The following is a 9354-nucleotide window of genomic DNA, read 5'->3' as shown; positions in this document are numbered from 1 at the left end:
GTGAATGGTAGACATATGGTTCACCTCGTTCTGAGAGCCTACTCTAAGCGTAGGGCTTGAGAGTGAGGCGGACCATATAATTAGCCCAGACAGTGTCTGGGCTTTCTTATTTTTTGGCGTCTTAATCAGAATTAGCGAACATCTTTTTCTTCAATGTCGCTTATTGGTAACCAGTTTACTTCAACGCCTGCTTGGTCAAACATATCTTGGCTCACTTGAATCTTGTCACCCCATCGAGACAAAAAGTCTTCTGATTGTTCTGGACAGCTTACTCGAGCGATCCCGGTTTGGATGATCTTTGCTGCGCAGTTTGGACAAGGGAAGTGGGTTACCCAAATATCACAACCGTCTAAATCGCGTTTAGAGAACAGAATCGCATTCTCTTCTGCGTGTAGTGTTTTGAGGTATTTTAGCTCACGTTCATCTGTATCAACGCTGTCAGACACGCCATGTGGGTAGCCGTTGAAGCCTACCGAAACAATGCGGTTCTGTTTAGTGATTACCGCACCGACCTGTGTAGATGGGTCTTTACTCCAAGACGCCACTAACTCAGCCATTTGGTAAAAACGTTTCTCCCATTTAGAAATCATACTCATCCTCGGTCGAAAGCTTTGAATTAATTGCATGATAACCCATTCTGTTTAAAAAAATAGTCAAATCATGCTTCCTCTCAACGAAGTTTTCACTTTATTAACTCATATAACAATGATTGCGTAAAAAAATGGCAATGATGAAGTGAGTTACCAAGATGATTTTCATGTTAAACCACGAACATGATCGCAACATTTTTAGCGCCATTATTACTATGTTTGCGAGTCGTTTCATCAGCTTACACTTTGAAACACATTCCCTTATTTCTCTTGAAGTTTTCGGACAAAGCTCCCTGTAAGGTTAGGGTATTGTCAATTGAATCCTGTTCTATAAAGACGGTATATACATGCAAAAGAAACCACTCGTCGCATTAATGGCGGCAACAGCTATCCTCGCGGGATGCGGAGAAGCAAACAATGCCCAGAAGGGGAGCCAAGCTCCTCTTGTTGTGACTCAGGATGTCACAATTATCGACTACCAGCCGAGTAAATCTTACATCGGCCGCATTGAAGCAGTAGAAGATACGAATATTACGGCACAAGTCTCCGGCTACCTCGAAGCTCGCCATTTTGACGAAGGTCAAATGGTCGAAAAAGGGGCGCTGTTGTACTCCATAGAGCCTTCTTCTTTCGAAGCTCAAGTGGCGAGCGCTAAAGCGGCACTAGCTCAAGCGAAAGCAGCATTGAAAAAAGCGGAGCTTGATCACCAACGCGGTAAAAACTTGCTTCCTCGTGGCAGTATTTCGCAATCCGAGTTTGATGCATTAACGGCAACGTTACTTGGTGCTCGTGCTGAATTGGAAGCCGCAAATGCACAGCTTAAACTGGCGGAAGTTAACCTTTCTTATACGCAAATCCGAGCGCCATTTAGCGGTCGCATCAGTGACAGTAAAGTAAGTACGGGCGATCTACTTTCTCCATCTTCTGGCATCCTAACGACACTGGTTAGCTTAGACCCAGTACATACTTCATTCAGCGTGAGCGAACGTGAGCGTTTAACGCTTGGAATGGATCGTATCAAAGGTGATGGGAGTGCTGAGTCGAGTGGGGTAGAGGTTCAACTTGAACTTGAAAACGGCGAGTACTTCGAGCATCTCGGTCAGTTGGATTTCTTGGGTAACCGTATCAATACTCAGACGGGTACGATTGCTATGCGTGCTTTGGTGCCAAACCCAGAACAGAAATTACTTCCTGGTCAGCATATTAAAGTGAACTTGCGTGATAAAAACGCGAAAGACGTGATTGTTGTGCCACGTCGTGCGGTTCAAACTGACCTCGAAGGTGACTTCGTTATGGTGACGGCAGAAGGTAATGTTGCTGAACGTCGCAATGTGAAGCTTGGTCCACAAGTCGAGCAGGGCATCATCATTAATGAAGGTCTAGAACAGGACGATACGGTCATTACACAAGGTCTGCAACGTGTGCGTAACGGCGTAGAAGTGCGCATTCAAGCACCTGCTGAAGACAAGCAGTAGGAGGCGGAATGTTAAGTCGTTTCTTTATACAAAGACCAAAGTTTGCACTGGTAATTTCGATCATTTTGACGTTGGCAGGTGCCATCTCTTTAGCGATCCTACCCGTTGCTGAATATCCTAAAATCAGCCCGCCATCGGTGAGCGTGACGGCGTTTTACACTGGCGCGAGTGCCGAAGTGGTTGAACAGGCGATAGCCGACCCCATAGAGACCTCCGTCAATGGCGTAGAAAACATGATTTACATGTCTTCGAAAAGCGCGAATGATGGTTCGTACAGCCTAAATGTCACCTTTGATGTAGGCACAGACCCAGACATGGCTCAGGTTAACGTGCAAAACCGAGTGTCACAGATTGAGTCCAAGTTGCCTCAAGAAGTGCGTATGGTCGGTGTCACGGTGAAAAAGCGTTCTCCGGACCTGTTGATGGTTCTGAACTTCTACTCGCCAGATGGTAAGTATGATGACAAGTTCCTTATCAACTACATCAACCTGAACGTGAAAGACCAGTTAGCGCGTGTTAAAGGCATCAGTGAAGTTAACGTTATCGGTGGCGGTGAATACGCAATGCGTGTTTGGTTGGACCCAGAGAAGATGGCCAACCTCAACCTAACCACGAGCGACGTATACGCTGCGTTAGCTGAACAAAACGTTCAAGTTGCTGCGGGACGTGTTGGCGCTGCGCCTTACAATAATCCGCAAGAAGTTCAGTTTAACCTAGTGACCAAAGGTCGTTTGGAAAGCGTGAGTGAGTTCGAAGACGTGGTTCTTCGTGCTAATTCAGACGGTTCAACGGTGTACCTGAAAGACGTTGCTCGTGTTGAACTTGGTAAAAAGTTCTACGACGGTAACGGTAAGTTCCGTGGTCAAGACGCTTCTATCGTGGCGCTGTCTTTGCAATCGGATGCGAATGCACTAGAAAGTGGTAAGGCGGTCATGGACTTGCTGGATCGCCTAAGTACGAACTTCCCTGAAGGTATGGCTTACGAAACCAGTTACGATACAACCGTATTTGTTGCCGAATCGATTAAGGGCGTTGTCAAAACGCTGATTGAAGCAATCTTGCTGGTAATCGCAGTGACTTATCTGTTCTTGGGGAGTGCGCGTGCAACCTTAATTCCAGTGGTGGCCATTCCGGTGTCACTTATTGGTACCTTTGCCATCATGCAGGCCACAGGCTTCACCATAAACACAGTAACGCTGTTTGGTTTGATTCTCGCTATCGGTATCGTTGTAGATGATGCGATTCTGGTTATCGAAAACGTGGATACCACGATGGCGAAAGACCCGAGTATTTCACCGCGTAAAGCAACCTTGATCGCAATGAAAGAGGTGACGGGTCCAATTGTTACGTCGACTTTGGTTCTATTAGCAGTATTCCTTCCAGTTGCCATGCTTCCGGGTATCACTGGCATCATGTATCGTCAGTTTGCACTGACCATCTGTATTTCAGTTGTTATTTCCTCGATTAACGCATTAACACTGTCTCCAGCGTTATGTTCGTTGGTATTGAAACAGGGTGGTGGCAACACGGCAAACTGGTTCCAAGCGTTTAACCGTGGTCTTGAGCGAGTGACTGCGCGCTATGGTCAAATTGCGGGCTTCCTAGTGAAGAAGTCGATCCTACTGATCACCTTCTTCTTTGTTGCGGTTGCTGCAGTAACCTTCTTTGCGAAAACGACGTCAACGGCGTTTGTACCCCAAGAAGATAAGGGCATCTTGCTGGTTAACGTGCAACTTCCAGATTCCGCTTCGCTTTCTCGTACTGAGGAAGTGACAAATGATCTGATGAAGATGGTGGAACAGGAACCGGGCGTGGATGGTGTTACCGTTGCGAATGGTTACTCATTCATGACAGGTGCCGCAGCATCAAACGGTGCGTCTCTGTTTATCAAACTGCATGATTGGGATTCGCGAAATGGTTTAGATGGAGAGCACTCTGCCAATGCGATTGCGAACCGTATTAACGGTCGAGCTGCAATGGAGCTTCCTCAAGCTATCGTCTTTGCCATGGGACCACCTGCGGTTCCGGGTATGGGTGCGGCATCTGGTTTTGAATTCGTACTTGAAGATACGCTAGGCCGCAGCCGTACAGACCTATCAATGGTTATGGGCGAGATGATTCAGGCTGCTAACCAAGCGCCTGAAATTGCTTACACTTTCAGTACGTTCCGTGCCAACGTTCCGCATTACTACGTCGACATTGACCGTGAAAAAGCGCAACAGTTAGGCATCCCACTGTCGTCTATTTTCCAAACTCTACAAGGTAACCTTGGTTCACTTTACGTGAATGACTTTACCATGTTCGGTAAGAACTTCCGCGTAACCATGCAGGCAGACAGTGAACACCGTAGCAGCATGGAAGATTTAGAGCGTTTCCACGTTCGTTCTTCTGGTGGTGATATGGTGCCGTTGAGTACGCTAGTGAGTTATGAGCAAGTGTTTGAACCGGATGTAGCATGGCGATACAACATGTACCGCAGTGCCATTATCCAAGGTCAGCCAGCTCCGGGTTACTCAAGTGGTGATGCCATTGCAGCAATGGAACGCGTTGCGGCAGAAGTTCTGCCACAAGGTTACACTTACGAATGGACGGGCATGGCCTACCAAGAGGTGCTAGCGGGTAACCAAGCGATTTATGCGTTTGCGTTGGCGTTGATCTTCATTTATTTGTTCATGGTTGCGCAATACGAAAGTTGGACGATTCCACTTGCAATTATCCTAGTGGTGCCAGTAGCGACGTTGGGGTCCTTCCTCGCATTGAACCTAACAGGCACACCTCTCAACTTGTACGCGCAGATAGGTCTCGTCCTACTCATAGCGCTCGCGGCGAAGAATGCAATCCTTATTGTGGAATTCGCCAAGCAGGAGCGTGAAGAGAAAGGTGTGGATATCGATAGTGCGGCTGTTCAAGGTGGTAAACTGCGTTTCCGTGCGGTGAACATGACTTCTTGGTCGTTCATCTTGGGTATCTTCCCGCTGATCTTTGCGGCGGGTGCAGGTCACGTGAGTCAGAATTCGTTGGGTATCTCGTTGATAGGGGGGCTACTCTGCGTGCTGCTAGCAGGTACTTTCTTGATACCAGGCTTCTACGCATTGGTACAGAGAAAGCGTGAGAAAATTCATGGCGGAAGTACCAAGCTTGTTCCTCTTGATGATGAATAAACGCTGAGTTCACTCTGAAAATAAAAAGCCCGATGCATGTGAGTGCCTCGGGCTTTTTGTTGATGTTGATAGTGAAAAGGCATCAGTTGCCAAGCTCTTGGCGCTTGCTCCAACCTTCGACGTTTTCATATGGGCTCAAATCTTGTGACGCTAGGTCGAAGTTATTGAGCACTTTAAACATCCCTATACTCTCACTAGGATGAAGGTAGAGCGAAACTGGCGTATTCACAGAATGCTTAGTGATTGTTGCTGTCTATACGTCGCGTGTCTTAAATTTAGCGACGGCATCGTCCATATCATGAGCTTGTGCAGAAACCGAGTTCACCTCGTGCAAACATTCTTGGGCTGACTGCATGTTATTTTCGGAAATTACATTCAGTTCGGTTATCGAATCACTGACTTGGTTCATCACAATGCCTTGCTCTTCAATAGCTGATGCGATGCGCTCCGAGTTGCCTTGAATCGCGTTCATGTCGGCAATGATTTGTTGTAAGCTTGAATCCAATTGTCCTGATGCCGATAGGGTTTGTTGCCCTTGGTCATTACATTGATCAATATCTGAAACCACCATCGACATTTGCGATTGAATGTCTGACACCACGCGAGTAATCTCCTCTGTCGATTGATGTGTGCGGCTTGCCAATGCACGAACCTCATCTGCAACGACCGCAAAACCGCGTCCTTGTTCGCCAGCACGCGCCGCTTCAATTGCTGCGTTGAGAGCAAGTAGATTAGTTTGTTCTGCAATGTCTTGGATGATGTTGACTGCACCACCAATTTTCGCAACGTGTTCGTTCAAAGAACCAATCGATTGTTGGCTATTAGACAGAATGCCCGTTAACTGGCCGACATTCGTTACTGTAGTCTCGACGACAGTACGACCTTGTTCTGCGTTGCTTGCGGCTTGATGGACGCCCTCTACAGCGACGGATGTGCTTTCTGAAATCTCTCCAATTGTCGCCACCATTTGCTGTACAGCGGTTGCCATAGAAGAGGTGTGGTCAGCTTGTGCGTGGAATTGCTCCATCACACCTTCAAGTTCGCGGTGCATATTGTCTGTGCTAGCAGATAACTGTGCGGACTTTTCTTGGGTGCCATGGATTAAGTGTTCTAGTTTATCTAATAGATCATTTAAGTGGTGACTAATGTCTACCAGCTCATCTTTGCCTTTTAGCTCAGAACGTAAACCCATATTGTTGCTTTCACTGATGTTTTTTATCGTGGCTAATAAGCTGCTGACTCGTAAGTTAATAGACCGAGATATCTGCATAATAAGGGCAAATATCACCACCAAAACCAGCACAGTGATGCTTTGCTTCACGATAGCATTCTGAGTATCGCGTTCTTGAGCCGCATTGGTCAGTGCTGAAGAGAACGTCTTAAATTGTTCTTCCACAGTATGAGAGAGGGCACGAGTCTCGCCCAATAAACCTTTATTGTAAGCAACGCCTATGGTTCGTTTCTGAGCGGAAAGCTGACGCGCACTCTCAATCAATGCTGGTACATATAAGCCTTGTAATAGGCTCTCATTAACTTCGCCTGCTTTTACGAGTTCATCGAATTGAGTCAAAGCGATCACTTGTTCGTGATTAGCGGTTATCTTGGCTTCAGACAGCGCTTGCTGATACGGTGCAAGCAACCCGCTTTGGTCATCCAATCCGAAACGTTCATAGGCCGCTACAAGTTTTTGAAAGCCAGCTTGATAAGATAATAGGTCTTGTTTGAATTGGTGGCTAGAAGGGAGGTCATAACGGCTAAGAATGCCTGCCAATTCTTGTTCGGTACTAAGGAACTTATCAACGTTTCCGTCAAACTTACCAAGGTATTTGTTGTTGCCGCGTAATAAAAAGTCCTTTTCGTTACGGCGAAGGTTGAGTAATCGGATTTCCAAATCTCCGACGAGTTTAATCGCGTGGTTGAGCTCTTGGCTTTGGTTAGCAAAGTGTGACGAGGTGGCCAACAGGGTGACGATACCCAAAATGGCGATCACTCCTAGGGAGTAGAGCTTGTGCCTGATAGTCATAAAGCTTGTCCTGAATAGTTGACTAAAGTAAGGAGCCCAAAAAGGTTCCCAATGGTTAGCTCTGACGTTTTTAGTACAGCACTCTTTGGCGTTGCTGTTTTTTTGTCGCTTGCTTGTTTTTACTATCAAGTCTGCGACGTTGCGAAGCGCGTGTTGGTTTGGTTTTAATACGCTTCTTATCCGTCCGGCTAGCAGATTGGATTAACGCTTGTAATCGGTTTAATGCGTCTTCTTTGTTCTGCTCTTGCGTCCGAAATTGTTGTGCTTTGATGATGATCACTCCCTCTTTGGTGATCCGGCTATCTGACAACGCAAGTAACCGCTCTTTATAGAAATCCGGCAATGTGGAATGACGTACATCAAAGCGCAAATGTATCGCGGACGATACCTTATTAACGTTTTGCCCACCATTTCCTTGAGCGCGGATGGGGGATAATTGGATTTCCCAGTCTTGAATTGTGACGGAGTTCGAAATTTTGAGCATGTTTACTAAATGCCAATATGGTTTGTTGCAATGGCTGATAAATTACCACTAGAGATGTATAAATAGAAGAATTGACATGAACACGATAGATTTAAGCCCCTACAAAGGTCTGATTTTCGATATGGATGGCACATTGATTGATACCATGCCAGCGCACTTGGCCGCTTGGCAAGCAACAGCCGATCGATTTGACTTCCCATTTCATCAAGACTGGTTACACAGCTTAGGTGGAATGCCAAGCTTCAAAATTGTAGGTGAAGTGAACCGTGAGCATGGTTTGTCTCTCGATCCTGAAACTGTCTCTCGTTTCAAGATGGAAACCTTTGCAGAGATGGAACTGCATGGCGAAATCATTTCCTGCACCAATACGGTTCTTGACCAATACTTTGGCGAAAAGAAGATCGCGGTTGGGACTGGCAGTCAACGTGACAGTGCACTGCGATTACTGACGAAAGCGGGTATCTTGAAGAAGCTAAACGCAGTCGTGACGGCTACTGACGTAGAAAATCACAAACCCTTCCCAGACACTTTTCTGATGGCAGCAAAACAGCTTGGCTTAAACGCGAAAGAGTGTGTGGTATTTGAAGATACCGAGCTTGGCAAAAAAGCCGCTCATGCCGCGGACATGGATTGTGTCATGGTGGAAGGGGATAAACTGGTATTTTACCCGAAAGCTTAATACAGCTAATCACTTTGAGATTACTTGGGTATAGCTTTATCTGATAGAAAAAACGCCGCGATAATCGCGGCGTTTTTGTTTTAATTTTTATTTTCTGTTTTCGAAATTCAACCCAGATAAATAAAAACTGTATTGTGAAGATAGTCAAAATATCAATCTGATAATAAAGTAATATACTCAGACTCTCTATAATTGTTATTTTTAATTATTACAATCCTTAAAAGGATGCATTATGAAGATCTCACAAAAGGTTTTTGTTGTTTCAGAAAATCCTGAGTGGTCTGAGTTGGTTATTGCGGGTCTTTCACACAGTTTTAAAGCTTATACATTTTTTATTGAAACTTCTGTCAATAAACTTTGGGGATTGAGTGAAAATGATCTGGTTATTTATGATCGTTCTACGCTAGGAAATCCATCTCTTCATTTAATTTCTCCAATTACACGTGGAGGGGCTTGGATACTTGTGAATGCAAATCAACAAGACTTAGAAGGTGTTAAGGGGCTGATTTCTTTGGGGTGGTGTGGCTTGCTTGAGTCAGATATGACGTTAGAACTTCTCCATAAAGCCACAAGGATGGTTACCTCTGGTCAGCTTTGGTTTAGTCGAGAGGCAATGTCTTATTCCTTGAGAAACATCGTAAGAGGGCAATCAAATACTGGCCTGTCCATGGAAGTTCTTGGTACGAAATATGAGTTGTCGGGGAAAGAGCAAAAAGTATTCTTATATTTAGTTCAAGGTTATTCTAATAAGGAAATTGCGGTTCAAATGAACGTAAGTTTAAGCACAGTTAAAACTCATGTATCACATATTTTATGTAAAACAGGGAAGCAGAGTCGTAATCAGCTTGGTGCTTTAATGATGGAGTAATTGTTGTTTTTATTGTTCTAAATCAATTTTATTTTTTTATGATACTTTCCTCATTCTTTATTTCATTATTGCTG

Annotated in this window: 7 protein-coding genes; 4 read left to right on the top strand and 3 right to left on the bottom strand. The window is 45.3% G+C overall.

From position 1 onward, the window contains the following. Positions 1-131: 131 nt before the first annotated feature. The gene (locus VJL_RS23985) at positions 132-590 is read right to left on the bottom strand and encodes a dCMP deaminase family protein (protein WP_038867415.1); all 459 of its coding nucleotides are present in this window, start codon (positions 588-590) and stop codon (positions 132-134) included. 347 nt (positions 591-937) lie between these two features. On the opposite strand from VJL_RS23985, the gene vmeY reads away from it, so the two are divergent. After that, positions 938-2065: a multidrug efflux RND transporter periplasmic adaptor subunit VmeY gene (gene vmeY / locus VJL_RS23980; RefSeq protein ID WP_038867417.1), complete on the top strand. Its 1128-nt coding sequence runs from the start codon at positions 938-940 to the stop codon at positions 2063-2065. 8 nt (positions 2066-2073) lie between these two features. Next, complete coding sequence (gene vmeZ / locus VJL_RS23975; protein WP_038881822.1) at positions 2074-5226, top strand: multidrug efflux RND transporter permease subunit VmeZ; 3153 nt, start codon at positions 2074-2076, stop codon at positions 5224-5226. Positions 5227-5479: 253 nt separating this feature from the next. On the opposite strand, the gene VJL_RS23970 is transcribed toward vmeZ, so the two are convergent. Together VJL_RS23970 and arfB are read right to left on the bottom strand one after the other, a co-directional pair. Then, positions 5480-7249 carry a methyl-accepting chemotaxis protein gene (locus VJL_RS23970; RefSeq protein WP_038881820.1) on the bottom strand — a complete coding sequence of 590 codons (1770 nt, stop codon included), beginning with the start codon at positions 7247-7249 and terminating at the stop codon, positions 5480-5482. 70 nt (positions 7250-7319) lie between these two features. After that, positions 7320-7733, bottom strand: coding sequence for an alternative ribosome rescue aminoacyl-tRNA hydrolase ArfB (arfB, locus tag VJL_RS23965; protein WP_038867424.1), 414 nt, complete (start codon positions 7731-7733; stop codon positions 7320-7322). Between the two features lie 76 nt (positions 7734-7809). Here arfB and VJL_RS23960 point away from each other — a divergent pair, with 76 nt between their 5' ends. After that, positions 7810-8412 (top strand): beta-phosphoglucomutase family hydrolase, encoded by a 603-nt coding sequence (locus VJL_RS23960; RefSeq protein WP_038881819.1) that lies wholly within the window; start codon positions 7810-7812, stop codon positions 8410-8412. Positions 8413-8644: 232 nt separating this feature from the next. Then, the gene (locus tag VJL_RS23955; RefSeq protein ID WP_038881818.1) at positions 8645-9280 is read left to right on the top strand and encodes a helix-turn-helix transcriptional regulator; all 636 of its coding nucleotides are present in this window, start codon (positions 8645-8647) and stop codon (positions 9278-9280) included. Positions 9281-9354: the final 74 nt, after the last annotated feature.

Origin of the sequence: Vibrio jasicida CAIM 1864 = LMG 25398 (assembly GCF_000400365.1) — a bacterium.
In the GTDB taxonomy this organism is placed as follows: domain Bacteria; phylum Pseudomonadota; class Gammaproteobacteria; order Enterobacterales; family Vibrionaceae; genus Vibrio; species Vibrio jasicida.
The sequence above is the reverse complement of the archived record's forward strand: the minus strand, read 5'-3'. Positions and strand labels throughout refer to the sequence as shown.

What these genes read in the sequence shown, in the direction of transcription:
- VJL_RS23960 (WP_038881819.1), top strand. Translation starts at nt 7,810, where the DNA reads ATGAACACGATAGATTTAAGCCCCTACAAAGGTCTGATTTTCGATATG.
- VJL_RS23955 (WP_038881818.1), top strand. Translation starts at nt 8,645, where the DNA reads ATGAAGATCTCACAAAAGGTTTTTGTTGTTTCAGAAAATCCTGAGTGG.
- VJL_RS23970 (WP_038881820.1), bottom strand. Translation starts at nt 7,249, where the DNA reads ATGACTATCAGGCACAAGCTCTACTCCCTAGGAGTGATCGCCATTTTG.
- vmeY (WP_038867417.1), top strand. Translation starts at nt 938, where the DNA reads ATGCAAAAGAAACCACTCGTCGCATTAATGGCGGCAACAGCTATCCTC.
- arfB (WP_038867424.1), bottom strand. Translation starts at nt 7,733, where the DNA reads ATGCTCAAAATTTCGAACTCCGTCACAATTCAAGACTGGGAAATCCAA.
- VJL_RS23985 (WP_038867415.1), bottom strand. Translation starts at nt 590, where the DNA reads ATGATTTCTAAATGGGAGAAACGTTTTTACCAAATGGCTGAGTTAGTG.
- vmeZ (WP_038881822.1), top strand. Translation starts at nt 2,074, where the DNA reads ATGTTAAGTCGTTTCTTTATACAAAGACCAAAGTTTGCACTGGTAATT.